The 26478-nt window shown below is 66.9% G+C and carries 21 protein-coding genes; 4 read left to right on the forward strand and 17 right to left on the reverse strand.

Translation table 11 applies throughout. The features are described from left to right. Positions 1-254: 254 nt before the first annotated feature. Positions 255-1142: a UTP--glucose-1-phosphate uridylyltransferase GalU gene (galU, locus tag ACPTTC_RS28100; RefSeq protein ID WP_175955194.1), complete on the reverse strand. Its 888-nt coding sequence runs from the start codon at positions 1140-1142 to the stop codon at positions 255-257. 230 nt (positions 1143-1372) lie between these two features. Further along, positions 1373-1516, reverse strand: coding sequence for a hypothetical protein (locus ACPTTC_RS28105; RefSeq protein WP_175967895.1), 144 nt, complete (start codon positions 1514-1516; stop codon positions 1373-1375). 217 nt (positions 1517-1733) lie between these two features. Between ACPTTC_RS28105 and ACPTTC_RS28110 the strand changes: the two genes are divergently transcribed. Continuing rightward, complete coding sequence (locus ACPTTC_RS28110) at positions 1734-2915, forward strand: acyltransferase family protein (RefSeq protein ID WP_423394817.1); 1182 nt, start codon at positions 1734-1736, stop codon at positions 2913-2915. A gap of 358 nt (positions 2916-3273) precedes the next feature. On the opposite strand, the gene ACPTTC_RS28115 is transcribed toward ACPTTC_RS28110, so the two are convergent. The 3 genes from ACPTTC_RS28115 to ACPTTC_RS28125 are packed head-to-tail and all read right to left on the reverse strand — an operon-like array spanning position 3274 to position 9421. Beyond that, on the reverse strand, positions 3274-5739 hold the full coding sequence (locus ACPTTC_RS28115; protein ID WP_423394818.1) for a glycosyltransferase family 4 protein: 2466 nt from the start codon (positions 5737-5739) through the stop codon (positions 3274-3276). Beyond that, a complete protein-coding gene (locus tag ACPTTC_RS28120; RefSeq protein ID WP_175955188.1) occupies positions 5736-7202 on the reverse strand; it encodes an oligosaccharide flippase family protein in 1467 nt (488 codons plus the stop codon). The genes ACPTTC_RS28115 and ACPTTC_RS28120 overlap by 4 nt, the downstream gene beginning before the upstream one ends. A gap of 26 nt (positions 7203-7228) precedes the next feature. Beyond that, positions 7229-9421, reverse strand: coding sequence for a hypothetical protein (locus ACPTTC_RS28125; RefSeq protein WP_423395727.1), 2193 nt, complete (start codon positions 9419-9421; stop codon positions 7229-7231). 497 nt (positions 9422-9918) lie between these two features. Here ACPTTC_RS28125 and ACPTTC_RS28130 point away from each other — a divergent pair, with 497 nt between their 5' ends. From ACPTTC_RS28130 to ACPTTC_RS28140, 3 genes are read left to right on the forward strand one after another with little or no spacing between them, the layout of a single operon-like run. Continuing rightward, positions 9919-10983, forward strand: coding sequence for an acyltransferase family protein (locus tag ACPTTC_RS28130; protein ID WP_423394819.1), 1065 nt, complete (start codon positions 9919-9921; stop codon positions 10981-10983). A gap of 35 nt (positions 10984-11018) precedes the next feature. Then, positions 11019-12065, forward strand: a complete 1047-nt coding sequence (gmd, locus tag ACPTTC_RS28135) for a GDP-mannose 4,6-dehydratase (RefSeq protein WP_423394820.1) — start codon at positions 11019-11021, stop codon at positions 12063-12065. After that, entirely contained in the window at positions 12052-13014 is a 963-nt protein-coding gene (locus tag ACPTTC_RS28140) for an NAD-dependent epimerase/dehydratase family protein (RefSeq protein ID WP_423394821.1), read from the forward strand. The genes gmd and ACPTTC_RS28140 overlap by 14 nt, the downstream gene beginning before the upstream one ends. A 98-nt stretch (positions 13015-13112) precedes the next feature. Here ACPTTC_RS28140 and ACPTTC_RS28145 read toward each other — a convergent pair whose 3' ends face one another. From ACPTTC_RS28145 to ACPTTC_RS28200, 12 genes are all read right to left on the reverse strand, one after another. Continuing rightward, on the reverse strand, positions 13113-14303 hold the full coding sequence (locus ACPTTC_RS28145) for an O-succinylhomoserine sulfhydrylase (protein ID WP_039358331.1): 1191 nt from the start codon (positions 14301-14303) through the stop codon (positions 13113-13115). A 245-nt stretch (positions 14304-14548) separates the two neighbouring features. Beyond that, entirely contained in the window at positions 14549-16081 is a 1533-nt protein-coding gene (gene purF / locus ACPTTC_RS28150; RefSeq protein ID WP_175955180.1) for an amidophosphoribosyltransferase, read from the reverse strand. Positions 16082-16132: 51 nt separating this feature from the next. After that, positions 16133-16627 (reverse strand): CvpA family protein, encoded by a 495-nt coding sequence (locus ACPTTC_RS28155; protein ID WP_027782633.1) that lies wholly within the window; start codon positions 16625-16627, stop codon positions 16133-16135. 6 nt (positions 16628-16633) lie between these two features. Then, positions 16634-17464, reverse strand: a complete 831-nt coding sequence (locus tag ACPTTC_RS28160; RefSeq protein WP_423394822.1) for an SPOR domain-containing protein — start codon at positions 17462-17464, stop codon at positions 16634-16636. 29 nt (positions 17465-17493) lie between these two features. Further along, positions 17494-18804: a bifunctional tetrahydrofolate synthase/dihydrofolate synthase gene (gene folC, locus ACPTTC_RS28165; protein WP_423394823.1), complete on the reverse strand. Its 1311-nt coding sequence runs from the start codon at positions 18802-18804 to the stop codon at positions 17494-17496. Between the two features lie 100 nt (positions 18805-18904). Further along, positions 18905-19777: an acetyl-CoA carboxylase, carboxyltransferase subunit beta gene (accD, locus tag ACPTTC_RS28170; protein ID WP_175967873.1), complete on the reverse strand. Its 873-nt coding sequence runs from the start codon at positions 19775-19777 to the stop codon at positions 18905-18907. A gap of 64 nt (positions 19778-19841) precedes the next feature. Further along, complete coding sequence (trpA, locus tag ACPTTC_RS28175; RefSeq protein ID WP_423394824.1) at positions 19842-20657, reverse strand: tryptophan synthase subunit alpha; 816 nt, start codon at positions 20655-20657, stop codon at positions 19842-19844. Positions 20658-20703: 46 nt separating this feature from the next. Next, positions 20704-21555 (reverse strand): DNA-methyltransferase, encoded by an 852-nt coding sequence (locus ACPTTC_RS28180; protein ID WP_011355718.1) that lies wholly within the window; start codon positions 21553-21555, stop codon positions 20704-20706. 9 nt (positions 21556-21564) lie between these two features. Continuing rightward, on the reverse strand, positions 21565-22758 hold the full coding sequence (trpB, locus tag ACPTTC_RS28185) for a tryptophan synthase subunit beta (RefSeq protein WP_046549894.1): 1194 nt from the start codon (positions 22756-22758) through the stop codon (positions 21565-21567). A 55-nt stretch (positions 22759-22813) separates the two neighbouring features. Next, entirely contained in the window at positions 22814-23515 is a 702-nt protein-coding gene (locus tag ACPTTC_RS28190) for a phosphoribosylanthranilate isomerase (protein ID WP_423395728.1), read from the reverse strand. After that, positions 23512-24324 carry a tRNA pseudouridine(38-40) synthase TruA gene (gene truA, locus ACPTTC_RS28195; RefSeq protein WP_423394825.1) on the reverse strand — a complete coding sequence of 271 codons (813 nt, stop codon included), beginning with the start codon at positions 24322-24324 and terminating at the stop codon, positions 23512-23514. The genes ACPTTC_RS28190 and truA overlap by 4 nt, the downstream gene beginning before the upstream one ends. Continuing rightward, positions 24324-26438, reverse strand: coding sequence for a FimV/HubP family polar landmark protein (locus ACPTTC_RS28200; RefSeq protein ID WP_423394826.1), 2115 nt, complete (start codon positions 26436-26438; stop codon positions 24324-24326). Before ACPTTC_RS28200 ends, truA begins: the two co-directional genes overlap by 1 nt. Positions 26439-26478: the final 40 nt, after the last annotated feature.

Raw genomic sequence — 26478 nt, forward strand, 5'->3', positions numbered from 1 at the left:
GTGCGACCGTATCGCCGATCCGGTCACCCGGTCGCCCGCTGCGGCACCGGTTTCAGGCGTGACGTCCGTTCTTGTCGAAGCGCCCCGCTCCGCACGCGGCGCCGCTCTCGAAGCCAGTTCGCCACGACACACACGCCGACGGCGCGCACCACGATCGCGCAACCGCGCACCTGTCCATGCAAAAAAGCCCCGGCGCGCGAGCGGCCGGGGCTAACGGAACAACCACCACCTGAAACAATGGAGCGAGCGGCTGCCTAGGCGACGGCAGCCAGCGCGGGCAAGCAGGTACGCAGGTAGGCCTCGAATTCGCGGCTCACTTCCGGATGCTGGAGCGCGAGTTCGACGGTAGCCTTGAGATAGCCGATCTTGCTGCCGCAGTCGAAGCGCGTGCCATAGTAGCGATACGCGAGCACCTGCTCGTTCGCGAGCAGCGACTGGACCGCATCGGTCAGCTGCAGCTCGCCGCCGGCGCCCGGCCTGAGCTTGCGCAGGTGATCGAAGATCGTCGGCATGAAAACGTAGCGGCCGACCACGCCGAGATTCGACGGCGCATCTTCCGGCGCCGGCTTCTCGATGATGCCCGACAGCTTGATGATGTCCTCTTCCCATTCGCGGCCTTCGACGACGCCGTACGAGCGGCTGTCGTCGCGTGCGATCGTCTCGACCCCGATCACCGAGCTGTGATAGTGGTCGAACACGTCGACCAGCTGCTTCAGCACCGGCTGTTCGCCGTGCAGCAGGTCGTCGGCGAGGATCACCGCGAACGGCTCGCCATGCACCAGCTTCTCCGCGCACAGCACCGCGTGGCCGAGGCCGAGCGCTTCCGGCTGGCGCACGTAGAAGCAGTTCACGTGGCTCGGCTTGATGCCGCGCACGAGCTCGAGCAACTTTTCCTTGCCGCGCGCCTCGAGCTCGGCCTCGATCTCGTACGACTTGTCGAAGTGATCCTCGATCGCGCGCTTGCTGCGCCCGGTGACGAAGATCATCTCGGTGATACCTGCGTTGATCGCTTCCTCGACCGCGTACTGGATCAACGGCTTGTCGACGACGGGCAGCATTTCCTTCGGGCTCGCCTTCGTTGCCGGGAGGAACCGCGTGCCGAGACCGGCAACGGGGAACACGGCCTTGGTGACTTTCAACATGTTCGCATCCTGATTGCGTTGACTGCGCCGCGTCGACCCGGGACCCGGCGCGATTGTGTTCCGAACGGCATATCGACAATCGACGGCACTGCCAATTCGACTCCGCTCATTTTCGATATGGACTGATTGCCCAATGATTCCGGAAAAAATATAATCCTTTCAACCCGGTCGATATTGCCGAGCCGAGTGCCGAAGCAGAAACAAATTACCGATTTTCCAGATACAAATTCTTACGACTCGAATTCCTCGATATAGGGCACGCCGCCCCGTTCGAGCCCCGGGCGAATCGGTTCGTTCTTCAGCGCCTCTCGGTACGCCGACAGCATGGCCATGACCAGCAGTACTGCAGCGCTTGCGATCCAATGCATGTCCATCTTGCCGCTCCTTGCATCAATCAACTGGAGCTTCAAATTATCAGAAAAAAATCGGTAAATAATTGACCTGCCTCGTGGAACCGCTTTCTGAACGCGATGAAACCATGATGTGGAATTCCGATATTTCCCGGCGAGATTTTTTTATTCATTGATCGAATTCTTGCGCATTACGATTGGATGAAACTTCCCGTCCATCCGTCGCAAGGAATCGAATCGCATGCAAGCTTTCAGCGGATCGTCTCTAGCCGCGCCGCCCGTCGCCGATCACAAGGAACACGTGATCGACACGATGCGCGGCTTCGCGGCGCTGCTCGTCGCCTATTTCCACTGCCGGCAGGTCGTCTGGGTCGGCATGCAGAGCTTCCATCACGCTTACGGCCATGCGCTCAGCCCGAGCGCGATCGCCGGCTACCTGACCTTCCCGTTCGCGTGGGGCTCCGCCGGCGTGCCGATCTTCTTCGTGATCAGCGGCTACTGCATCCACCGCAACGCGGCGCTCAAGCTCGCGGCCGATCCCGCGTACCGGCTCGATGCGCCGAACTTCTGGGTGCGCCGGTTCGCGCGCATCTACCCGGTGCTGCTCGCCGCGCTGCTGTTCACGCTCGCGCTCGACTCGGTCAGCCTGCAGATCGAGCCCGTCAGCCACAAGATCCGTGATGTCGGCCTCGTCGCGTTCCTCGTGAACCTGTTCTCGCTGCAGGGCGTCGCCGGCTACACGTACGGGTCGAACGGCGCGCTGTGGACGCTGTCGCTCGAAGTGCAGTTCTACGCGATCTACCCGCTGCTGTTCGCGCTGCGCCGGCGCATCGGCATGCCGGCGGTCGTGGCCGCGGTCGCGCTCGTCAACGTCGTGTCGGCGTGGCTGCTCGAACGGCACGATCTGCAGTTCTTCACGTCGTACTGGCTGTCCTGGACGATCGGTGCGTGGATCGCCGACGTGCGTGCGCAGCAGGCGCGCGGCGGCGGCGCGGCCACCGTGCCGTCGCGTGCGTGGTACGGCGCGGCAGCGGTGCTGCTGGCCGCCGGCTGCGGCGCGTTCCATTACGGCCAGTACGGCGCGTTCCAGCTGTGGTCGGCCGGCTTCGCATGCTTCCTGTACCGTGCGCTCGCCCGCCCGCCGCACCCGACGCCGCCGCTGCGCGTGCTGAGCTGGTTCGGCGACTTCAGTTACTCGCTGTACCTGATCCACTTGCCGCTGTTCGTCTGCCTCGGCTCGGTGCTGTTCCATTCCGAGCTGCAGTTGTCGATCTGGCCGTCGTTCGCGTTCATGGCTACCGCGATCCCGGTCGCGTACGTGTTCTACCGGATGTTCGAACGGCCCGCGATGACGTGGTCGGCCAGCTTCAAGCCGGCCCGCCCCGCTCGGGTCGTCACGCCGGCGCCCGAACGGGCAGTCTGACCCGGAAGGTCCGCCTTTCCGAGCCCCTGCGCGGCGTCCCGCTGCGCGGGGGCTTATTCATGGCTTGGGCGGGTCGGCACGGCGGGTTGGCACGGGTGGGCTAGCCTCCCGGCGTCGGGCCGCGCTACGGCCCGCATGAGCCGTCCTCGACCGACTTTCATTATCGGGACTGTCTGGACGCAGCCTTCTGTCGTCACCTTCCGGCGTCACCCACCGCCCCCCCCAATCGACGACCGGCCAAACACGCACCCTGCACGGCGCATGACAACCCGCCCGGCAAAGGCCCCGACGCTGAAAAACCAAGCCCCCACGCAGCACACCGCCGCATGAGGGCTCGTTTCCCGCCGGCTCGCGCCGATTACCGCTGCTTCGCCCTCGCGGCCTTCGCCGTATCCGCGAGGATCTTCTCCACCCGCTCCACATACGTTTCGGTGCCGAACCGGCGCACCGCCGTCGCACGCCCACTCGCGACGAGCCGCTCGCGCAGCGCACCGTCGCGCTTCAGCGTATCCAGCGCATCGGCCAGTGCGGTCGGATCGCCCGGCGCGCAGAGCAGCCCGTTGTCGCCGTCCTCGATGATCTCGACGACACCGCCCGCGCGGGCCGCGACGACCGGCCGCCGCGCGAGCATCCCCTCGACGATCACGCGCCCGAACGGCTCGGGCGTGATCGACGTGTGCGCAACGACATCGACCGCCGTCATGCACGCGGCCACGTCGCGCTGGAACCCGAGGAAATGCACGCGCGCGTCCATCCCGTGCCGGGCAACGTATTCATGCAGCTGCGCGGCGTATTCGTCCTCGCCGAACAGCGGTGCGCCGACCAGCACCACGTGCATGTCGGGATGCCGCGCAGCGGCCTCCAGCAGTACATGCTGCCCCTTCCAGTGCGCGAGGCGGCTGAACGAGCCGACGAGCCATGCGTGCTCGGGCAACCCCAGCCGCGCGCGCAGCGCGGCCTGGCTGACGCCTTCCAGCGCATCGAACGGCTCGGCCGAAATGCCGTTGAACACGACGTCGACGTGCTGCGGCGTGAAGCCCGTCAGCTTACGGAACGCCTGCGCAGACGCATCCGAATTCGCGATCACGCGCGTGACGCCGAACCGCGCGCAGTACTTGATCGCCAGCAGCTGCTTGCTGCCGAAATGGTCGGTGCTGACGATGTCGCGCAGGTGCCACACCACCGGCTTGCGCGCAAGCCGCCCGGCCAGCGCGGCGACCACCATCGCGCGCTGCGTGTTCGCGTAGATCACCTCGGCACGGCGTGCGCGGCGCGCGACGTCGCGCACCAGCCGCACGAGCTGTTTCACCGCGCCGACCGACACGCCGCCCTGCTTGCGCACGCCCGCGAGCGCGCCCTGGTCGACCACGTCGACGCGCGCGCCGATCTCGTCGAGCGCCGCACGGAACGGGCCGTCGTCGAACAGCAGGACATCGGCGTTCGCGCGCATGTGCTTCATGATCTCGAGCAGCGACAGCTCGGCGCCGCCCAGCACGCCGCTCTGGTCGAGCACGAGCGTCGCCGGGCCGCGCGGGGCCGGCATCGGCGCGATGGCCGTACCACGCTGCGCGGTCGAGCCAGGCAGCGCGGCTTCGACATAGTCGAGAAAGCGCCGCCGGAACGTATCCGCGGAGAATCGCTCCGCGTTCGCGCGGCAGGCGTTCGGCGTGAAGCGCTGCGGCGCACGCTCGAAATCGTCGACGGCCGCGACGATCGCGTGCGGCGTCTGTTCGTCGAAAAAGAGCCCGGTCGGATTCAGGTTCGATTGCGGGTCGAGCACGGTTTCGAGCGCGCCGCCCTTGCCGTACGCGATCACCGGCGTGCCGCACGCCTGCGCCTCGACCACCGAGATCCCGAAATCCTCCTCGGCCGCGAATACGAACGCCTTCGCGCGGCGCATCCGGTCGTGCAGCACCGCGAAAGGCTGGTAGCCCATGATCTCGACGTTCGGGCCGGCCTTCGCGCGGATCTTCTGCATCTCGGGGCCGTCGCCGATCACGACGAGCTTGCGCTCGGGCGTCCGCGAGAACGCATCGACGATCAGGTCGATCTTCTTGTACGGCACCATTCGCGATGCGGTCAGGTAGAAATCCTCCTTCTGCGCGTTCAGCGAAAACGCGTCGACATCGACCGGCGGGAAGATCACCGCCGCGTCGCGGTGGTAGACCTTCTTGATGCGCCGCGCGATGAACGCGGAGTTCGCGACGAAGCCGTCCACCGCGTTCGCGGTGCGCGTGTCCCAGTTGCGGATGTAATGCAGGATCATCCGCGCGAGCAGCGATTTCGGCCCGTGCGTGAGGTTCGACTGTTCCAGGTACTGGTGCTGCAGATCCCACGCATAGCGGATCGGCGAATGCACGTAGCTGATGTGCACCTGGTCCGGCCCCGTCAGCACGCCCTTCGCGACCGCGTGGCTGCTCGAGATCACGAGGTCGTACTCGGACACGTCGAGCTGCTCGATCGCGAGCGGCATCAGCGGCAGGTAGCTGCGGTACTTGGTGCGCGCGAACGGCAGCTTCTGGATGAACGACGTCGTCACCGGCTTGCCGCGCACGAACGCCCGATCGTCGAGGAAATCGACGAGGCTGAACAGGTCCGCATCGGGAAAACACGCGACGATCTGCTCGAGCACGCGCTCGGCGCCTGCATAGGTGACGAGCCAGTCGTGGACGATCGCCACGCGCAGCGCGCGCGACGCATGGCGCGCGCCGGCGCGTTCGGCCGGCACGGACCGGCGCAGCACGGCGGCGTCGCCCGCTTCGGCCACGGCCGCATCGGCGGCGGCGAGATTCAACACGGCGTGTTCCGCCAGATCGCGATTCATACGGTTCTCCTCGCATTGAGACGGACGAACAGGTCGCGCACGAGCGCACGCAACCCCGGTGTCATCGTGAGCGACCACGCAACATTCAGCAGCAGCACGACCGCGCACATGCCGATCGACTCGACGAGCCCCGGCCACGCCTGCGCCAGAAACAGGCTCGCGAGCAGGAAGGCCAGGTGCGCGAGCATGTCGAGCACGATCGCGCGCATCCGGATCGCCGACAGGTACAGCAGCACGCCGTAGTCGACGAGCGCACGCGCGGCAACCACCACCGCCGCGCCGATCAGCCCGAAGTGATGAATGCCGAACCACAGGCCACCGACGAAGAACGGCATCTCGACGAGCCCGGCGAACGCCGCGCGGGCCGGATTGACCTGCGACTGGATCAGGATTCGCGTGACGCTCGCCTGGCCGACGAGCCATACGCTGATGACCAGCACACGCCCGACCGGCGCCGAATGCGCGGCGAGATCGGCGCCGACCCACAGCGTGAGAAACGGCGCGAGCGCGAAAATTGCAACGATGCCGACCGGCGTGAACACGCCGTTCAGGAATTCGAGCGACTGGCGCGCGAGCGTGTCCGCATGGTCGCGGCCCACCGCCGACAGGCGCGGGAACAGCGTGCGCACGAGCGCGTTCGGCAGCATGTTCAGGCGCGTGACGAGGTTCTGCGGCACCGTGTAGTAAGTGACGAACTTCGCGCCCATCCCCGCGCCGAGCATCACGCGATCGAGCGTGTCCGCAATCATGCTCGTCGTGCTCGCGATCAGCATCCAGCCGCCGAAGTTGAACAGCCCTTTCGCGGTGCCCCACTGCGGCGGATCGATGCGCCGGATCCCGAGCACCTTGATGCTGGCGTGGCCGAGCATCACCGCTGCGACCAGCCGCGCGACGACGGCCGCGGCAAGCACCGTCTGCAGGTTCGGCGCGATCCACCATGCGGCGCCGAGCGGCAGCAGCTGGAACAGGAACGTGCCGATCGTCTGGTTCGTGTTGAACACGCCGAAGCGTTCGGCGCCGTTGATCGCGCCGGCGAACACCCACGACACGTTCGCCAGCGGAATCGCGAGCGCGAGCCACGGCAGCGCGAGATAGACCTCGTGCTGCATCGCCGCCGACACCTTCGTGAAGTACGCGGTGTAGATGAACGCGCCGAAATAGATCAGCAGCCCGCCCACGATGCCGGTGCCGAGGTTCAGCCAGAACGCGCTCCAGAACACGCGCGCGCTCTCGTCGGCGTTGCCGCTCGCGAGCGCCTTCGAGATGTGGTTCTGCGCGGCCATGCTCATCCCGAGATCGAGAATCCCGAAATAGCCGATCAGCGTCCACACGAGGCTGACGACGCCATAGCGTTCGACGCCGAGCGCATGGATATAGGCGGGCACGGTGACCAGCGACACGAAGGTCGGCAGGATCAGCCCGATGAAGTTGATCGAAACGTTCTTGAGTATGCCTTTGTCCATGCTTGTGCCTTGTGTGACGTCGCCCGTCACGGTTTCCAGCGATACATCAGCACCTTGCCGCGCGCGTCTTCCTCGACGAACACGAGGTATTCGCCGTTTTCGCGGCGGAACGCGCTGATGCCGAACGGCACGTCGACCCAGCCGGATGCCTTGCCGACCTCGGCGCCGGGGCTCATCACGCCCACTTCCTTGCCGGTTTCCTTGTCGTACACGTGGATCTTGCCGACCGGCTCCACCCCGAACAGATAGCGGCCCTCGACCGTGATCCCGATCAGGTCGAAGATCGGCTTCGCATCGAGCTGCCACGGCAGCGCGACCTGGTAGCGCACGACCGGCGAGCCCGTCGACCACTTGTCGAAGCGCACCAGCACGCGGCCCACTTCCTTGTTGATGCCCGGCTGCGGCGGTGCGTCGGCCGTGTAGCCGGTCACGTACAGCGTGTCCGTCTGCGCGTCGTAGATCGAGCGGCGCAGCTGCGTGAACGGCTGCGGCATCGGGTAGGTCATGACCTTGTCGTACGAGTAGACCGGGTTGCCGGCCTTGTCGACGCCGCCATAGCGGAAGCGGTGGATGCCGCGCACGTCGCTCGTGCGCCAAATGTCGCCCTTCGTGTCGACCCACCAGCCCCAGCCACCCGCCTTCGCCTTGCCCGTCGTGTTGAGCTCGAACTCGTCGGCATCCAGCCGGCCGTTGCCGTTTGCGTCGCGCCACAGCCAGTCGCCGCCCGGCGGCTTGTTCGGCACGTTGTCGACCGGCCGCGCACGGCCCGCGATCAGGCCGGACGGAATCGCGACTTCGCCGTCGCGCTTCGCATCGAAGCGGTAGATCTTCAGGTGATCGGCGTACATGTCGGTCAGGTACAGGAACGTGCGGCCGTCGACGCGGCGCGCGATCGGCATGCCCGGCCACTGGTCCGTGTGGAACACGGGGTCGTCCGGATACTTGAAGCGGTTCGACAGGAAGCCGACGTATTTCCAGTCCTGGCCCGGCGGTTTCGACAGGTCCAGTTCGAAGCGCTTGTTGCCCGTGTACACGCTGTTCGGCCGCGCCGGGTCGAGCCACGCGCCGTCGACGAACAGCAGCCCCTGCACCTGCCAGCGCGGCTTGCCGTCCGGCGTGTAGCTTTCGAGCACCGCGCCGAGCCCTGCGCCGATCGTGTCGTGACGCGGCCCGATGCCGTTCATCGACACATAGATGTTGCCCGCGCGGTCGACGCCGACGCCCGTCAGCCCGTTGAAGCGCTGCGGCCCCGGCCGGCCCGGCACCGGGCCCGCGAAAATGCCGCCGCGCTCGCCGAGCGTGCCCGACTGCGCATAGCCCTTGCCGCCTTTCGAGAAGATCAGGATCTGCTGGCGCGGGCCATTGTCCGCGACGAGCACACGCCCTTTCGCATCGACCGCCACGTCCACCGCGTCGGCGCCTTCGGGCAGCGCGGGCGCGTCGTCGAGCCTGCGGCCGTCCGCGCGCACGTGCACCAGGTGCGCGGGCCCGTTGATCGTATCCGTGAGCAGCCACAGCGTGCCGTCGCCCGCGAGCGCGATGCGGCCCGGCTCGTGCGCGCTCCACGTGCCCTTCTGCTGCATCGTCTCCGCGTCGTACACGTCCACCGCGTCACGCGACGGATTCGTCGCGAACAGTGTCTTGTCGTCGGCCGCGAGGCCGCCGACTTCCGCCTTCTGCTCGCCGACTTCCGAGCGCGCGGGCGCCGCCACCTCGTTCATCATCATGAAGCTCGCGGCCATCCGCGCGCGGCCGGTGTCCGCCCGGCCGCCCGGCGCGACCTGCGGCGCCGCGCGAAACGGCGCGGGCTGCTTCAAGTCGCCGATCGTGCGGCGCGAGATGCCGAACCACTGCTTGCCCTTGTCCGGCCAGATGCCGGGCGACTGCAGGTGGCCGCGCTCGTTGCCGACACCGATCGCGACGTACGCATACTTGCTGTTCACGGCGATCGCGCTGCCGCCGAGGTTGCCCCAGCCGTGCGTGCCGCCCGCGAAGCCGAGCATCTTCCCGTCCTGGTAGACGCTCGCCTCGGCCCCGCTCTCGTCCCACGGCGCATTCGTATACACCTTGCCCTCAGGCGTCACCGCGATCGCGCGGATGTCGATCTGCGTCCAGCTGCCGTCGCCATAGCCGAACGTATTGCCGATCCACGACGTCGTCGCGGGCAACACCGTTTCCGCCGGTGCGGCGCGCGTCAGCAGCGTCGCGCATACCGTCATGCCAACCAGAATCAGACGTCGCAATGCGCTTCTCCAGACTTGATGCAACAGCGACCGGCACCGCCACGGACTGCCGCCGGCGCACCCTGTCGCTAAATGGGTTTCAAACGTCGCGATGCAGGTTACAAGCAAAAATAATCACAAGAAATTTGGAAATATTTGGGGATGTTTCCGCGTGACATATCGAACCGGAACAGAGGCGACAAGGCACTCGAAAACGGCAATAACGACCGCCTTTCGTTTCCCAACCCGTAGAAAATGCCGCTTCGCACCGCCTGACGGGGCCTTCCGGGCACGACCTTCCACCGCGCGACCGAAATAATCGGTATTTGAATATTTGCCGTCAGATAAATGACGCGCGTTTTTTTGCCGATTTCTTTTCCCTAGAATCGATTTCGATTCGATATTTCATTTAATGGCATGCATTACGTTCACGTTTACGCATCGGATGTGCGACACGCCCCGGCTCACGCCGCGCGTCGCGAAGGAGCGGCACGATGACGGGCATCTCGCGACCCGCGGACCTCACCCCGCCGCAACACGGCCGCATCGTGCAGCTCGACGGGCTGCGTGCGATCGCGGTCGGTGCCGTGTTCCTCCAGCACGCACTGAAGGCGCCGCTGTGGATGGGTGTCGACCTGTTCTTCGTACTGAGCGGCCTGCTGATCACCGGCATCCTGCTCGATCGCAAGGCGCGCGGTCAGTCGTACTTCAGCCACTTCTACGCGCGCCGCGTGCGCCGCATCCTGCCGCCGTACGCGCTGCTGCTGCTGGTGTCGACGATCCTGTTCGGCGCGAGCTGGCTGCCGCACTGGCCGTGGTTCGCATTCTTCTCGACCAACATCGGGCTGTCGCTCGGCAGCATCGGCCATGACAGCCTGAACGTGCTGTGGTCGCTCGCGGTCGAGGAGCAGTTCTATATCTTCTGGCCGTTCGTCGTGCTGTGGTGCTCGGAGCGCGCGCTGCTGTGGGTCGCCGCCGCGCTGATCGTCGCGGCCCCCGTGCTGCGCGCGATCGCGACCCCATGGTTCGACTCGTTCTGGCCGATCTACTACCTGACGCCGTTCCGGATGGACCTGCTCGCCGCAGGCGCGCTGCTCGCGATCGTGCTGCGCCGCGACCGGCGCGCGCTGGAGCCGTTCTATCCGCTCGCGATCGCCGGCGCGCTCGTGTCGCTCGCGATCCTCGGCTGGCTGCACCTGTCGTTCCCGCGCTTTCGCGCCGCGAACACACCGCTGTCGAATGCGGCGCTCTACAGCGTCTCGCTGCTGCTGTGTACGTCGATCGTCGTGATCGCACTGCGCGGCCGCGGCATCGTGCAGCGCGTGCTGACGAACCCGATGCTCGTCTACGTGGGCACCGTCAGCTACACCGTGTACCTGATCCACCTCAGCGTGCTGTACGCGCTGTGGCCGCTGCATCTGAACCGTTTCGTCACGGCCGCGCTGGCGCTCGCGATCACGCTCGCGTACGCGACCTTGAGCTGGTACGGCTTCGAACGGCGCCTGACGCGCGGCCCCGCCCGCCGCGCGCTGCCGGCCGCCGCCGGCACGACCGCCTGAATTTCATCATCCATCGTTTCTACCAGGACAACGTCATGAGCCAAACTCGCAAGAAGGCCATCATCACCGGGATCTCGGGGCAAGACGGCGCCTACCTGACCAAGCTGCTGCTCGACAAGGGCTATGAGGTCACCGGCACCTACCGCCGCACCAGCTCGGTGAATTTCTGGCGCATCGCCGAGCTCGGCGTCGACACGCACCCGAACCTCACGCTCGTCGAGCACGACCTGACCGACGCCGGCTCGAGCCTGCGCCTGCTCGAACGCACGCAGCCCGACGAGTTGTACAACCTCGCCGCGCAGAGCTTCGTCGGCGTGTCGTTCGACCAGCCGGCGACGACCGCCGAAGTGACGGGCCTGGGTCCGCTGAACCTGCTCGAGGCGATCCGCGTCGTGAGCCCGACGACGCGCTTCTACCAGGCATCGACCTCCGAGATGTTCGGCAAGGTGCAGTCGATTCCGCAGACGGAAGCGACCTCGTTCTATCCGCGCAGCCCGTACGGCGTCGCGAAGCTGTACGCGCACTGGATGACGGTGAACTACCGCGAGTCGTACGGCCTGTTCGGCAGCAGCGGCATCCTGTTCAACCACGAATCGCCGCTGCGCGGCCGCGAGTTCGTCACGCGCAAGATCACCGACACCATCGCGAAGATCAAGCTCGGCAAGGCGACCCGCCTCGAGCTCGGCAACCTCGACGCGAAGCGCGACTGGGGCTTCGCGCTCGAGTACGTCGAAGGCATGTGGCGCATGCTGCAGGCCGACGAGCCCGACACCTACGTGCTCGCCACCAACCGCACCGAGACCGTTCGAGACTTCGTGCGGATGGCGTTCGCCGCGGCCGGCTACCAGATCGAATGGACCGGCAAGGGTGAGCAGGAACGCGGCCTCGACGCGTCGAACGGCAGCGTGCTCGTGGAAGTGAATCCGAAGTTCTACCGCCCTGCCGAGGTCGACCTGCTGATCGGCTGCGCCGACAAGGCTAAAGCGAAGCTGGGCTGGGAACCGAAGACGACGCTCGAACAACTTTGCCAGATGATGGTCGAAGCGGATTTGACGCGGAATCAACACCATGACACGTTCTGAAGCCGGACGCCCGTCGCGCCGTGCGTTCGTCACGGGCCTGACGGGCTTCACGGGCCGCTACATGGCCGAACGCCTGCAGGCGGCCGGCTACGAGGTCTGGGGCACGGTCGCGCCTGGCACGGCACGGCCCGACGATCCGGCCTTCGCGTCCTGCACGCTGCTGCCCGTCGACCTGCTCGACGCGGATGCGATGCGCGCGGCAGCCGCCGACGCCCGGCCCGACGCGGTCGTGCATCTCGCCGCCCGCGCGCATGTCGCGCAGGACGATCCGTCGCAGACCTACGCGGTCAACATCGTCGGCACGCGCAACCTGCTGGCCGCGCTCGCGGGACTCGACCGCCGCCCGTCGGCCGTGCTGCTCGCCAGCAGCGCGAACATCTACGGCAATTCGACGGCCGGCGTGCTCGACGAAACCGTCGCCCCTGCCCCGGCGAACGACTACGCGGTCAGCAAGCTCGCGATGGAATACGCGGCGAAGCTGTGGGCGGACCGGCTGCCGATCGTGATCGCGCGGCCGTTCAACTACACGGGTGTCGGCCAGAGCGACGCGTACCTGCTGCCGAAGCTCGTCGCACACTACGCGCGCAACGCACCGCGCATCTCGCTGGGCAATCTCGATGTGAGCCGCGATTTCTCCGACGTGCGCGACGTGACGGCCGCATACCTGAAGCTGGTCGAAGCCGCGCCGGCCGGCGAGACGTTCAACGTCTGCTCGGAGCGCGCGTATTCGCTGAAGGAAGTGCTGGCGATGCTGTCGCGCATCGCCGGTTACGTAATCGACGTGACGGTCGATCCGCGTTTCGTGCGGCACAACGAGGTGAAGCGCCTGAGCGGGTCGCGCGAGAAGCTGCGGCGCGCGGTGGGCGAGCTGCCCGTCACGCCGCTCGACGAAACACTGCGATGGATGGTGGAAGCAATGCGCGACGCGCCGCACGGGCACGCCGGCTAATTCCGGCAACGCACGCGCCTCGCCAGACTGAAAAGATAACGGGCCGCTCTATCGAGCGGCCCGTTGTCATGTCGTCCCGGAGAAAGCGGTCGCCGCGCTCAGCCTTCGAGGCCGCGTGCGAGATCCTTGCGCAGGTCGCCCGCATCCTCCAGGCCGACCGACAGCCGGATCAGCCCTTCGCTGATCCCCGCTGCCGCGCGCGCTTCCGGTGTGATGCGGGCGTGCGTGGTCGTCGCGGGATGGGTAATGGTCGACCGCGTGTCGCCGAGGTTGCCGGTGATCGAGATCAGCTTCGTGTTGTCGATCACGCGCCACGCATTCGCGCGCTGCTGTTCGGGCGTGTCGCCCTTCAGCTCGAACGACAGGATCGACCCGCCCGCCTTCTGCTGACGCTTCGCGAGTTCGTGCTGCGGGTGCGATTCGAGGCCCGGATGAAACACGCGTGCGACGGCCGGATGCGAATCGAGCCAGCGTGCAATCTCCAGCGCGTTCGCCGACTGCTTCTCGACGCGCAGCGACAGCGTCTCCATTCCCTTCAGCAGCACCCACGCGTTGAACGCCGACAGCGTCGGCCCCGCGCTACGCACGAACGGGAACACCTTGCCCATGATGAATTCCTTCGAGCCGACCAGCGCGCCGCCGAGTACGCGGCCCTGACCGTCGAGGAATTTCGTCGCCGAGTGCATCACGACATCCGCGCCGAGTTTCAGCGGCTGCTGCAGCACCGGGCTGCAGAAACAGTTGTCGACGACGAACAGCGCGTTCGATGCCTTCGCGATCTTGCCGATCGCCTCGATGTCGGCGAGTTCGGTCAGCGGGTTCGACGGCGTCTCGAGGAAGAACATCTTCGTTTCCGGCCGCACGGCTTCCTTCCATGCGTTCAGGTCGGTCGGGTCGACGAAGGTCGTCGTGATGCCGAACTTGCTGAAGATCTGCGAGAACATCCCGAGCGTCGAGCCGAACAGGCTGCGCGAGCTGACGAGGTGATCGCCGGCCTGCAGCGCGGCCATCACGACCGACATGATCGCGGCCATCCCCGACGCCGTCGCGATGCAGGCCTCGCCGCCCTCGAGCGCCGCGAGGCGCTCCTGGAACATGGTGACCGTCGGGTTCGTGAAGCGCGAATAGGTGAAGTAGTCTTCCGAATTCGCGAAGCGCTCGGCCGCGTCGGCCGCGCTCTGGAAGCAGAAGCTCGACGTGAGGAACAGCGCTTCCGAGTGCTCGTTGAAGTCACTGCGCAGCGTGCCCGCGCGCACGGCGAGCGTGTCGAAGTTGAGGGAGTCGTCCATGTTCCGTTTTCCGTATTCGATGACCGCGCGTATCGCGCAAGCCAGGTCAAAACCAGGCCAAAACAAAAAGCCCGCTATGCGTCGGCATCAGCGGGCTTCGGTGCGGTACGACAGCGATCGACTCGGGCCGGTTGCCACCGGCCTTCGCTTTAGCTGTTTTGGGAAAGTCGCCCCGCGTCCGCAAGCTGAATCAAATCGACGCAAGGCCACATCCTATCACGCTTCGTCAAAAGCGTGCGCCGGTGTCACTCGACCGACAGCTGCAGGTTCATCTGCGAGCGTTGGGTGTCGCCGGCCGTATCGCGATCGGCCTGCGATGCCGGCGTGAGGCGCGCGCGCTCGATCGCATCGAGATACTCGGGCGTCACGTCGCCGGTGATGTAGTTGCCGTCGAAGCACGACGCCTCGAAGCCTTCGAGCTTCGGGTTGATGTCGCGCACCGCGCGGCGCAGGTCGTCGACGTCCTGGTAGATCAGGTGGTCGGCGCCGATGATCTTCGCGACGTCTTCGTCGGTACGGCCATGGGCGACCAGCTCGCCGCGCGTCGGCATGTCGATGCCGTACACGTTCGGGAACTTCACGGGCGGCGCCGCCGACGCGAAGATCACCGACTTCGCGCCCGCATCGCGCGCCATCTGCACGATTTCATGCGAGGTCGTGCCGCGCACGATCGAATCGTCGACGATCAGCACGTGCTTGTCCTTGAACTCGATGCTCATCGCATTCAGCTTCTGGCGCACCGACTTCTTGCGCACGGCCTGGCCCGGCATGATGAAGGTACGGCCGACGTAGCGGTTCTTGAAGAAGCCTTCGCGGTACTCGACGCCGAGCTTCGCGGCGACCTGCATCGCAGCCGGGCGCGACGAATCGGGAATCGGCATCACGACGTCGATCGGCACATTCGGCAGCTCGCGCTTGATCTTCTCGGCGAGATAATCGCCCATGCGCAGGCGCACGTTGTAGACCGGCACGCCGTCGAGGCACGAATCCGGGCGCGCGAGGTACACGTATTCGAACATGCACGGATTCAGCGTCGGCTGCTCGGCGCACTGCTGGCTGTGGAAGTTGCCGGCCGGGTCGATGAAGATCGCCTCGCCCGGCTGCACGTCGCGCACGAATTCGAAGCCGATGCCTTCGACCGCGACCGACTCCGACGCGACCATCCACTCGGTGCCGTGCTCGGTCTCGAGCTTGCCGATGCAGAGCGGGCGGATGCCGAACGGATCGCGGAACGCGAGCAGGCCGTAGCCGGCGATCAGCGACACGATCGCGTACGAGCCCTGCAGGCGGCGATGTACGCCCGAGACGGCCTTGAACACCGAGGCGGGATCGAGCTCGAGGCCCGTGGTCGACAGTTGCAGCTCGTGCGCGAACACGTTGAGCAGCACTTCGCTGTCGGAATTGGTGTTGATGTGCCGGCGATCGATCCGGAACATCTCGTCCTTCAACTGCTGCCAGTTCGTCAGGTTGCCGTTGTGCGCGAGGATGATCCCGAACGGCGCATTCACGTAGAACGGCTGTGCCTCGGCTTCGCTCGACGCCGAACCGGCCGTCGGGTAGCGCACCTGGCCGATGCCGTAGGTGCCGGGCAGGCTGCGCATGTTGCGCGTGCGGAACACGTCGCGCACCATGCCGTTCGCCTTGTACATGTGGAAATTGCTGCCGTCCGCCGTCGCGATGCCCGCTGCGTCCTGACCGCGATGCTGCAGCAGCAGCAGGCTGTCATAGATCAGCTGATTGACGGGGGATTGGGAGATAACGCCTACGATGCCGCACATGGCATGTCCTTCAGAATGACAAAATCGGTTCCGTCCTGCCCGGCCGCGTCGTCACACGCGTACGTACTGGGCCATGCCGTCGGGCAGGAGCTGCTTCAGCTCGTGCACGCCCTGTTCGGCGAAAGGACGCAATAGCGCATTGCGCCAGAAATCCTGTTTGGGCAGTTCGGTCAGCCCGGCCGCCGCGACCAGCAGTACCACCAGCACGCAGCCGCGGACGAGCCCGAACATCATGCCCAGCGAGCGGTCGACGCCGCCCAGGCCACTCGCCTGCGCGATCCGCGACAGCAGCGCGTTCGCGACGCCGGCGACCAGCACCACGCCGATCACGAGCAACGCGAAGGCGATCACCCACTGCGTCAGCGCGCCGCCCGGCCAGTTCGCCGGAATGTACGGCACGACCAGCCCGACATAGCGACCGGCGATCACGATCGCCGCGATCCAGCCGATCAGCCCGAAAATCTCGGACACGAAGCCGCGCCACGCACCGCGTAGCGCCGACAACACGATCACCGCCAATACAGCGTAGTCGAAAGCCGTCAACATCGTGCGTTACTGCGTCAGACCGGCTTCGCGCACCTTCGCGATCGCGGCGGAAGCCGCCGCGCGATCCGCGAACGGGCCCGCACGCAACAGTGTAGCCGTGCTGCCGTCCGCCTGCTTGCGATGCTCGACATATGCGGGCACACCCGCCGATTTCAATTTGGTGGCCCACGAACGGGCCGTCGCGTCGTCCTTGAACGAACCGAGCTGCACCGCGAAACGCGCGCCGGCCGGCGACGACGGCGACGAAGCGTCGCTGCTGTCCGGGCTGGCGGCGTCGGTATTCGCGACGGCTGCGGGCGCGGGTGCAGGCTTCGGCGCAGCCGGCTTCGCCGCGGGGGCAGCCGGTTTCGGCGCAGGCTTCGGCGGCGTCACGCTCGCCGTGGTCGTGATATCGGGTTTCGCGGCCGGCTTGTCGGCATCCGTCGGCGCAGCCGCAACGGCCACATCGGATGCCGGCGGTTCGTCGTGCGCGACGCCCGCCTGTACGTCGGACGCATCATCGTCGCGCGACGCGACCGCCTGGTGAGCGGGACGATTCGGGATGTCGATGGCGATGTCGTCCGTGACCGGCTTCGGGTGCGAATCGAGCACCATCGGCAGCACGATCACGGCCGCGACGACGAGCGCGATCGCGCCGACGAGGCGACGGCGCGCGCGTTGCTTTTCTGGAAGGGTCGGATCGAGGAGCAGTGCGTCCGATTCCGGACGCTCGGTGCGGCGCGAGCGGCGCTCGACGCGTTCGGTGCGCTCCGTGCGCACATTCCGGGAGGCCCCGGTGCGACCGCCGCGCCGCGGGGGCGCGTCGTCGTCTTTTTTGCCGAACGAGAAAATTCCCATGAATGGCTGAGTCCGAAACTGCCCGTCAGTCAGTGTTGCTGCGATTTACGGTAGGCCAGCACGCCGGCAACCGTATGGAAACTGCCGAAAACCACGATTCTATCATTTTCGGATGCTCTTTTTAGTGCATCGCGAAACGCTTCGGCGGGCGACGTGTAACGCGTGACGCTCGAATCGGGCCCCTCCTCCACGCCGGCCTTGCGCAGCGCGGTTTCGAGCTGCTCCGCGGACGCCGCGCGCGGCAGCGGCAGGTCGGTTACGCACCAGTGGTCGATCTCGCCCTTCAGGTGCTGCAGCACGCCGTCGATGTCCTTGTCGTGCATCGCGCCGAACACCGCATACGTGTACGGGAAGAAACCCATGTTGCCGAGGTTCTGCTCGAGCACGGCCGCCGCATGCGGGTTGTGCGCGACGTCCAGCACGATCGCCGGCTTGCCGGGCAGCACCTGGAAGCGCCCCGGCAGTTCGACGTTCGCGAGGCCGAGCCGGATGTCCTGCGCCGACACCGGCAGCACCGGGCGCAGCGCTTCGAGCGCGGCGAGCGCGGCCGATGCATTGATCAGCTGATTCGCCCCGCGCAGCGCCGGATACGCAAGCGCCGGGTAGCGCTTCTCGCGACCGAGGTAGCTCCACTGCTGGCGCTCCGCGCCTGCCTGCGCCTCGTAGCGGAAATCGCGGCCGACCAGCCACAGGTCGGCGCCGATCGCTTCGGCGTGGTCGATCAGCGTTTGCGGCGCGGCCGGATCGCCGCAGATCGCCGGCTTGCCGGCACGGAAGATCCCGGCCTTCTCGAAGGCGATCTTCTCGCGCGTGTCGCCGAGATATTCGGTGTGGTCGATGTCGATGCTCGTGACGATCGCGCAATCGGTATCGATGATATTGACCGCGTCGAGCCGGCCGCCGAGGCCGACTTCGAGGATCACGGCGTCGAGCCCGCGCGATGCGAACAGGTGCAGGATCGCGAGCGTCGTGAATTCGAAGTACGTGAGCGACACGGGCTCGGGCAACGACGTGCGCGCCGCTTCGACGGCCTCGAAGTGCGGCAGCAGTTCGTCATCGGTGACGTTCTGCCCGTTCACGCGCGCGCGCTCGTTGAATTCGAGCAGGTGCGGCGACGTGTGGCAACCGACCTTGTAGCCCGCGCGCACGAGGATCGTCTCGAGGAACGCGCAGGTCGAGCCCTTGCCGTTCGTGCCGCCGACGGTGATGACGGGACACGCGAATTCGAGCTGCAGCGCCGCCTTGACCTGCCCAATGCGGGTCAGGCCCATGTCGATGCCGACCGGGTGCGCGCGCTCGAGATGCGAAAGCCACGCGTCGAGAGTGGGAAAAGTGCTCATCGGTTCAAATCTGGATCGGGACCGCCACTACGCAAAAAAACGAAGCGCGCCGCCTGGCGCTGAAGCCAGGCGACGCGCAGTGTTCACAACCTCTCGCCGGTCAAGCCAGCGCGTCAGCCGGCTGTCGCTGCAGCAGCGCGAGCAACTGCGCGATCTCGTCGCGCATCTTGCGGCGGTCGACGATCATGTCGATCGCGCCCGTCTTCAGCAGGAATTCGGCGCGCTGGAAGCCTTCCGGCAGCTTCTCGCGGACCGTCTGCTCGATCACGCGCGGGCCGGCGAAGCCGATCAGCGCCTTCGGTTCGGCGATCACGACGTCGCCGAGGAAGGCAAAGCTCGCCGACACGCCGCCCATCGTCGGGTCGGTCAGCACCGAGATGAACGGCAGCTTCGCTTCGGCCAGCTTGGTCAGCATCGCGGTGGTTTTCGCCATCTGCATCAGCGACAGCAGGCTTTCCTGCATCCGCGCACCGCCCGAAGCGGTAAAGCAGATGAACGGCACCTGCTGTTCCAGCGCGTTCTGCGCGCCGCGTGCGAAGCGCTCGCCGACCACCGAGCCCATCGAGCCGCCCATGAACGAGAACTCGAAGCAGGCCGCGACCACCGGCAGCGTGTGGATCGCACCGCCCATCACGACCATCGCGTCGGTTTCGCCCGTGTCGTCCATCGCTTCCTTCAGACGATCGGGGTACTTGCGGCTGTCCTTGAACTTCAGCGAATCGACCGGCACGATTTCCTGGCCGATTTCATAGCGGCCTTCCGGATCGAGCAGCCCGTCGAGGCGCTCACGCGCACCGATGCGCATGTGGTGATCGCACTTCGGGCACACGTGCAGGTTCGCGTCCACGTCGTTGCGGTACAGCACGGCCTCGCAGGACGGGCACTTGACCCACAGGCCTTCCGGAATGCCCTTGCGGCTTTTCGGGTCGGTCTGCTTGATCTTCGGCGGCAACAGTTTGTCGAGCCAGCTCATCGTATGGTTTCCTGTTCCGTAGCGGGGCGGGCCGCATGACCCGTTCCCGCTTCCTGTGTTGTGTTTATCGCGCCGTCTTGCCCGCGCCGTCCAGGGCGGCGCGCAACTCGGCGATGAAAGTCTTCAGCGCGGCGGCGGCGCCTTCCGGCGCGGCGCTTTCGAGCAGCTGCACGAGGCGGCTACCGATCACGACGGCGTCCGACACTTCGGCCACCGCGCGCGCCGTTTCGGCGTCGCGGATGCCGAAGCCGACACCTACCGGAACCGGCACGCGCGACTTGATGGCCGGGATTTTACCCGCAATGCTCGAAACATCCAGATTTCCCGCACCGGTCACGCCCTTGAGCGACACGTAATACACGTAGCCGCTCGCGATCTTGCCGACGTCGGCGATGCGTTCGTCGGTCGACGTGGGCGCGAGCAGGAAGATCGGATCGATCTGCACGGCACGCATTTTCTCGGCGAACACGCCCGCCTCTTCCGGCGGATAGTCGACGACGAGCACGCCGTCGACCCCGGCCGCCTGTGCTTCGGCCGCGAACGCGTCGACGCCCATCCGCTCGATCGGGTTCGCATAGCCCATCAGCACGACCGGGGTTTTGGGGTCGGTTTCGCGAAAGCGCTTCACGTCGGCGAGCACGCTCTTGAGCGTGACGCCGCGCGCGAGTGCGCGTTCCGACGAGCGCTGGATCACGGGGCCGTCGGCCATCGGGTCCGAGAACGGCACGCCGAGTTCGATCACGTCCGCGCCGCCTTCGGCGAGCGCGTGCATGAATTCGACGGTTTTGGCCGGATCGGGGTCGCCGGCCGTGATGAACGGGATCAGGCCCTTACGGCCTTGTTCGGCGAGCGCGGCGAAGGTCTGCTGAATACGGGACATGGCAATTTTCCTGGATGCGTTGCGTTCGGCGATGCGGCGGCGCGATTCACGCGCACGCCGGCGCAGCGAGCGCGTTCACACGCTCGTGCGCGATCGCACAATAGCTTTCGTTGATCTCGTAGCCGACGAAGTCGCGCCCCTGCCTTGCGCAGGCCACCGCGGTCGTGCCGCTGCCCATGAACGGATCGAGCACGCGGCCGCCCGGCGGGCAGCTTGCGAGCACCATCCGCTCGATGATTTCCAGCGGCTTCTGGGTCGGATGATCGACGCGCTCCGCGTGCTGCCGGTGCAGGCGCGAGACCGACCAGACGTCCTTCGGGTTGTAGCCCATCTCCAGCCACTTGCTGCCTTCGAACAGCTTGCGCGAGCGGGCCTTCTTCGTGTCGGCGTCGTACGGGATGCGGACCGGATCGAGATCGAAGTAATACGCCTTGGACACCGCGAAAAAGCCGATGTTGTCGTGCACCGACGTGAACCGGCGCGTCGTGCCGCCCATGCTCGGCACGCGCCGGTCCCAGATGATCTCGTTGACCATCGTGAGCTGCGTCTTCAGGAAACTGAAGATTTCCGGCGCGTACTGCCACGTGCAGAAGATGTACATCGACCCGCTCGGCTTCAGCTTCGGAATAGCGAGCTCGAGCCACTCGCGCGTCCACGCGAGGAAGTCGTCGCCCGAACGCTTGTCCGAGTCGTTGCCGTAGTCCTTGCCGAGCCCGTACGGCGGATCGGCGACGATCAGGTCGATCGACGCGTCCGGCAGATGCGCGGCATGGGTCAGGAAATCGCGGTTATGCAATTCGATACCGGACGGCAGCGCGCGCGGCACGGCAGCGGCGGGCTGAACCGCCCCCGCCTCGCTCGCGGCGCCGCCGCCCGGTTCTTCGATCAGGTCACGCATCGGTCGGGGTCAGAGCTCGATGCCCGATCGCTCGGCGACCGTGTGCATGTCCTTGTCGCCACGGCCCGACAGGTTGACGAGCAGGATCTTGTCCTTCGGCAACGTCGGCGCGAGCTTCACGCCATATGCGATCGCGTGGCTCGACTCGAGCGCGGGAATGATCCCCTCGATCCGGCAGCAGTCGTGGAACGCCTTCAGCGCTTCCTCGTCGGTGATGCCGACGTACTGCGCACGGCCGCTGTCCTTCAGCCACGCGTGCTCGGGGCCGACGCCCGGATAGTCGAGGCCCGCCGACACCGAATGCGTCTCGATGATCTGGCCGTTGTCGTCCTGCAGCAGGTATGTGCGATTGCCGTGCAGCACGCCCGGGCTGCCGGCGATCAGCGACGCCGCGTGATGCCCCGTGTCGATGCCGTCGCCGGCGGCTTCGACACCGATCAGCTGCACCGACGTGTCGTCGATGTACGGATAGAAGATACCCATCGCGTTCGAACCGCCGCCCACGCAGGCGATCACCGCGTCAGGCTGCCGGCCTGCGAGTTCGGGCATCTGCACCTTGCACTCGTCGCCGATCACGCGCTGGAAGTCGCGCACCATCATCGGGTACGGGTGCGGGCCCGCGACCGTGCCGATGATGTAGAACGTGTTCTCGATGTTCGTGACCCAGTCGCGCATCGCTTCGTTCAGCGCGTCCTTCAGCGTGCGCGAACCCGATTCGACCGGCACGACGGTCGCGCCGAGCAGCTTCATCCGGTAGACGTTCGCGGCCTGGCGGCGCACGTCTTCCGAACCCATGTAGACGACGCACTCCATCCCGAAGCGGGCGCAGATCGTCGCGGTCGCGACGCCGTGCTGGCCGGCGCCCGTCTCGGCGATCACGCGCTTCTTGCCCATGCGCTTCGCGAGCAGCGCCTGGCCGATCACGTTGTTGATCTTGTGCGCGCCCGTGTGGTTCAGGTCTTCGCGCTTCAGGTAGATCTGCGCACCGCCGAGCGTCTCGCTCCAGCGCTGCGCGTGATAGATCGGCGACGGGCGGCCGACGAAATGCTTCAGCTCGCGCTCGAATTCGGCGACGAAATCGGGATCGTTCTGGAATTTTTCATACGCCGCGCGCAGTTCGTCCAGCGCATGAATCAGCGTCTCGGCGACGAACGTGCCGCCATATGGGCCGAAGTGGCCACGATCATCAGGAAGGTTGTACATGGTGTCTCTCTCGATCGGTCGGTGCGCCCCGCTTTCGGAGCCGCACCGGCTTGCATCACCCGGCGTCCGCTTCGCGCACCGCGCGTACGAACGCCGCCATCCGGGCGTGATCCTTCACGCCCTTCGCGCCCTCCACTTCGATGCCACTCGAGACATCGACAGCAAACGGGCGCAACTGGCGAATCGCATCACCGACGTTTTGCGCGCTCAAGCCACCACTCAAAACGGCCCGATGCGCGAGCTCTGCGGGAATAAGAGACCAATCGAAGACCTTGCCGCTACCACCGTAATCCGGCACCAGGGTGTCGAACAGGAGGCCGCGCGCTTTCGAATAACGAAGACCCGATTCTACCAAATCGGCCGATTGCGTCGAGGGGCCCACGCGCACCGCGCGCAGCCACGGCAGGCGCGCCGCGCGGCCGAGCGCATCGCACTGCTCGGGCGTCTCGTCGCCATGGAACTGCAGCAGCGTGAGCGGCACGTCGCGCACGACGGCCTCGATCTCGGCCTCGGTCGCGTTCACAAACAACCCGACCACCGACACGAACGGCGGCGCGAGGCGCGCCAGCTCGGCCGCCTGCGCGATCGACACCGCACGCGGGCTCTTCGGGTAGAACACGAGGCCGATCGCATCGGCGCCGAGCGCGGCCGCGTGCAGCACGTCCTCGGGGCGCGACAGCCCGCACAGCTTGATGCGGGTGCGCGGCGGCAGGCCGGCCGCGGTGGAAGTCGAGGGAGACACGGCGTGATCCGTCATGATTGCGGGTCCAGATCGGCCCAGACGCTGCTCCACGGCACGCTGCCGAGCTGCGCGGGCGGGACGGCGAATTCCGCCGGGTAGCCGACGTGGGCGAGATACAACCCGTCGGCCATGAATGTGGGCGCCGCGAGATTGCGGTCGCGCCCGGCCAGCACGTCGGCGAGCCAGTCGGCCGGATAGCGGCCGCGGCCGACCGCGACGAGGCAGCCCATCAGGTTGCGCACCATATGGTGCAGGAACGCGTTGGCGCGGAACCGGAAATGAACGAAGTGGCCCACGCGCCGCACGTCGATCTGGTACAGGTGTTTGACCGGCGTCTTCGACTGGCATTCCGACGACCGGAACGACGAGAAATCGTGCTCGCCGATCAGGTACGCGGCGGCGGCGCGCATCGCGTCGTCGTCGAGCGGCGTATGAATCCACCCCGCACGCCCCGCGAGCATCGGCGAGCGCACGGGATGCACGTAGAGCGCGTAGTAATAGGTGCGTTCGAACGCCGAGAAACGCGCATGGAACGTGTCCGGCATCGGCTTCGCCCATTGCACCGCCACGGTCGGCGGCAGGAACGCGTTGGTGCCGCGCACCCACGAGAAAACCTCGCGATCGAGATCGGTATCGAAGTGCACGACCTGCCCGAGCCCGTGCACGCCCGTGTCGGTCCGCCCGGCCACCGTCGTATGCAGCGGCACGCGCGCGAACTCGGCCAGTGCATGCTCGAGCCGATCCTGCACGGTCTTGCCGTGCGGCTGCGCCTGCCAGCCGCAGAACGCCGCGCCGTCGTACTGAATGCCGAGCGCGATCCGCATCACGCCTCGTCCGCCAGTTTCGCGAGCAGCGCACGCGCATCGTCGCGCGTCGCAATGTCGTTCGCGTCGACCACTTCCTGCAGCAGCGTCCGCGCACCGGACAGGTCGCCCAGCTCGACGTACTCGGACGCAAGGTCGAGCTTGTTCCGCGCGATGCGGGCAAGCTCGTCCGGCGTCAGGGCCGGCAACGCAGCGCCCGGCGCGGACGGCAGGTCGAGATCGAAATCGAGCTTCAGCGCGCCGAAGTGCGCGCCACCGAGCGGCGGCAGCGGCGACGTCGCAATCGGGCCGCCCGCTTGGCTCGCAGGCGTCGCTGCGTCCGGATCCCAATCGAACTCGTCGTCCTGGTCGGCCGGATGTTCCGGGGCCGGATCGATCGAGTCAACCCGCAGGTGCTGCGCGGCTTGACCGTTAGTTGCGATTTTGCCGATGTCAGACTGCCCTGCTTGCGCAGCCGGCTCGTCCGCCGCCAGCGACAGCTCGTCCGGCATGCGCGGCGGCAACGGCATGTCGAGGCTGTTGAGCGCGCTGATCGCGTTCTGCATCAGCACCTCGTGCTGCGCTTCGGCGGCCGCGGGTGCGGCCGGTGTCTCGGCAGGCTTTTCCGCCGGTTTTGCGGCAGCGGCCTGCTCTTCCGGCTCGGCAACGTTCGGAACCGGAGCCGCCTCGCTCGCGGGCGGCTCCGCAGCGTGCGCGGTCGGCAATTCGGGCTGCTCGCCATGGGGCGCCGCTTCTTCCGGCGCCGGCGATACATCCGTATCCGGCGTCTCGACCGTCTCCGCCGCTGCGGCAGTCGCCGCGGCAAGGCTCAAGTCGGACGCTGCATCGCGTGCGACCGGCATCTCGGGCCGGATCGGCAGCTCCGGTTCGACGGACGGCGCGGCTTCAGCCGCCGCAACCGCGGCACCGCCTGCTGCGGCCGGTGCAGCCGTCGCACCGGTACCCGACTCTTCCGTGCGCCGGCCTTTCCGGCGCTTGCGCCACGCGAAACCTGCCGCGAGGACGATGACGGCCGCACCGGCCACCGCGGCCGGACGCCAGTCCATCTGCTCGTGACTGCGTGCCGGTGCCGCGATCGGCGCGGCCGGTTGCGCGGGCGTCGATACCGATGCCGGCTGCACTGCGCTGGCAGCCACGCCTGACGCCGCTTCGCCTGTGGTCGGCGCGGCAGCGGACGCACCCGCATCGCTTGCGGCCGGACGCGGTGCGGCAGGTGCCGGGGCCGGGGCCGGAGCCGGCGTAACGCCGTTCGTCGTGGCCGGCTTGCCGATACCGTGCTTCTGCAACTCCATCAGCACCCGGTTCTTCAGCGCCAGCAGTTGCTGCAGGCTCGACGGCCGCGGCTGCGACGCGGCTGTGACAGGCGCCGCGCCGGCCGGTTCGTTCATGCCGGAAACCTGGCTGCCCGGCGCAGGCGGGATTGCGGCACCGCTCGCGGACGATGGCGCCGGCTGGATCGCGCCGCTCCATACATGCGGCCCGCTTGCACCGGCAACGGGCGCTGCCGGCTGAATGCTTTCGACAGCCGATGCGCCGTGTGCAGCCGAAGCACCAACCGATGCCGCCGCGCCAGCAGCCGTCGCTGCGCTCGCACCGCTGACCGGAGCCGCATGCACGGCTGGCGCCACCGGCGAGGTTTGCACGGTCGACCCCGGATGCGGTGCGGACGCGCCATGCTGCGCGACTGCCGTGCCGCCCGATGCGGCGGCGGGCGCGGACGCTGCCGCCGCACCGGACGCTGCGGATGCACCTGCCGGCACGAGTGCCGCGCCTGTCGCGTCGAGCGCCGGCACGGTCAGCGTCGCGCCGACCTTCAGGCGGCTCGCGTCGTGCTTCATGAACGCCTGCGGATTGGCGTCGAACAGTGCGCGGCCGGCGCGCGCGAGCACGCCTGGATCGCGCGACTGCGTGGCCGCTTTTGCAATGTCGTTCAACGACTGGCCCGGCTGGACCGTCACGGTAAGCGGCACTGCGCCGCCGGCAGCGGACGCCGGCAGTTCGCCGGCGCCGGCGGCCCAGGCCGATGCGGTTGCGCCGAGCGCCAGGATCGCCAGCGCGCCACGCACGGCGCGCGACAAACGGGACTGACGCGGAAACAAGGAAATTCGGGACATCGTTGGCTCTATCGCCGCGCGCGGGCGCGGCTCGGTTTCG

The organism is Burkholderia mycopellens, assembly GCF_964265025.1.
Classification (GTDB): domain Bacteria; phylum Pseudomonadota; class Gammaproteobacteria; order Burkholderiales; family Burkholderiaceae; genus Burkholderia.

What these genes read in the sequence shown, in the direction of transcription:
- galU (WP_175955194.1), bottom strand. Translation starts at nt 1,142, where the DNA reads ATGTTGAAAGTCACCAAGGCCGTGTTCCCCGTTGCCGGTCTCGGCACG.
- ACPTTC_RS28105 (WP_175967895.1), bottom strand. Translation starts at nt 1,516, where the DNA reads ATGGACATGCATTGGATCGCAAGCGCTGCAGTACTGCTGGTCATGGCC.
- ACPTTC_RS28110 (WP_423394817.1), top strand. Translation starts at nt 1,734, where the DNA reads ATGCAAGCTTTCAGCGGATCGTCTCTAGCCGCGCCGCCCGTCGCCGAT.
- ACPTTC_RS28115 (WP_423394818.1), bottom strand. Translation starts at nt 5,739, where the DNA reads ATGAATCGCGATCTGGCGGAACACGCCGTGTTGAATCTCGCCGCCGCC.
- ACPTTC_RS28120 (WP_175955188.1), bottom strand. Translation starts at nt 7,202, where the DNA reads ATGGACAAAGGCATACTCAAGAACGTTTCGATCAACTTCATCGGGCTG.
- ACPTTC_RS28125 (WP_423395727.1), bottom strand. Translation starts at nt 9,421, where the DNA reads ATGACGGTATGCGCGACGCTGCTGACGCGCGCCGCACCGGCGGAAACG.
- ACPTTC_RS28130 (WP_423394819.1), top strand. Translation starts at nt 9,919, where the DNA reads ATGACGGGCATCTCGCGACCCGCGGACCTCACCCCGCCGCAACACGGC.
- gmd (WP_423394820.1), top strand. Translation starts at nt 11,019, where the DNA reads ATGAGCCAAACTCGCAAGAAGGCCATCATCACCGGGATCTCGGGGCAA.
- ACPTTC_RS28140 (WP_423394821.1), top strand. Translation starts at nt 12,052, where the DNA reads ATGACACGTTCTGAAGCCGGACGCCCGTCGCGCCGTGCGTTCGTCACG.
- ACPTTC_RS28145 (WP_039358331.1), bottom strand. Translation starts at nt 14,303, where the DNA reads ATGGACGACTCCCTCAACTTCGACACGCTCGCCGTGCGCGCGGGCACG.
- purF (WP_175955180.1), bottom strand. Translation starts at nt 16,081, where the DNA reads ATGTGCGGCATCGTAGGCGTTATCTCCCAATCCCCCGTCAATCAGCTG.
- ACPTTC_RS28155 (WP_027782633.1), bottom strand. Translation starts at nt 16,627, where the DNA reads ATGTTGACGGCTTTCGACTACGCTGTATTGGCGGTGATCGTGTTGTCG.
- ACPTTC_RS28160 (WP_423394822.1), bottom strand. Translation starts at nt 17,464, where the DNA reads ATGGGAATTTTCTCGTTCGGCAAAAAAGACGACGACGCGCCCCCGCGG.
- folC (WP_423394823.1), bottom strand. Translation starts at nt 18,804, where the DNA reads ATGAGCACTTTTCCCACTCTCGACGCGTGGCTTTCGCATCTCGAGCGC.
- accD (WP_175967873.1), bottom strand. Translation starts at nt 19,777, where the DNA reads ATGAGCTGGCTCGACAAACTGTTGCCGCCGAAGATCAAGCAGACCGAC.
- trpA (WP_423394824.1), bottom strand. Translation starts at nt 20,657, where the DNA reads ATGTCCCGTATTCAGCAGACCTTCGCCGCGCTCGCCGAACAAGGCCGT.
- ACPTTC_RS28180 (WP_011355718.1), bottom strand. Translation starts at nt 21,555, where the DNA reads ATGCGTGACCTGATCGAAGAACCGGGCGGCGGCGCCGCGAGCGAGGCG.
- trpB (WP_046549894.1), bottom strand. Translation starts at nt 22,758, where the DNA reads ATGTACAACCTTCCTGATGATCGTGGCCACTTCGGCCCATATGGCGGC.
- ACPTTC_RS28190 (WP_423395728.1), bottom strand. Translation starts at nt 23,515, where the DNA reads ATGACGGATCACGCCGTGTCTCCCTCGACTTCCACCGCGGCCGGCCTG.
- truA (WP_423394825.1), bottom strand. Translation starts at nt 24,324, where the DNA reads ATGCGGATCGCGCTCGGCATTCAGTACGACGGCGCGGCGTTCTGCGGC.
- ACPTTC_RS28200 (WP_423394826.1), bottom strand. Translation starts at nt 26,438, where the DNA reads ATGTCCCGAATTTCCTTGTTTCCGCGTCAGTCCCGTTTGTCGCGCGCC.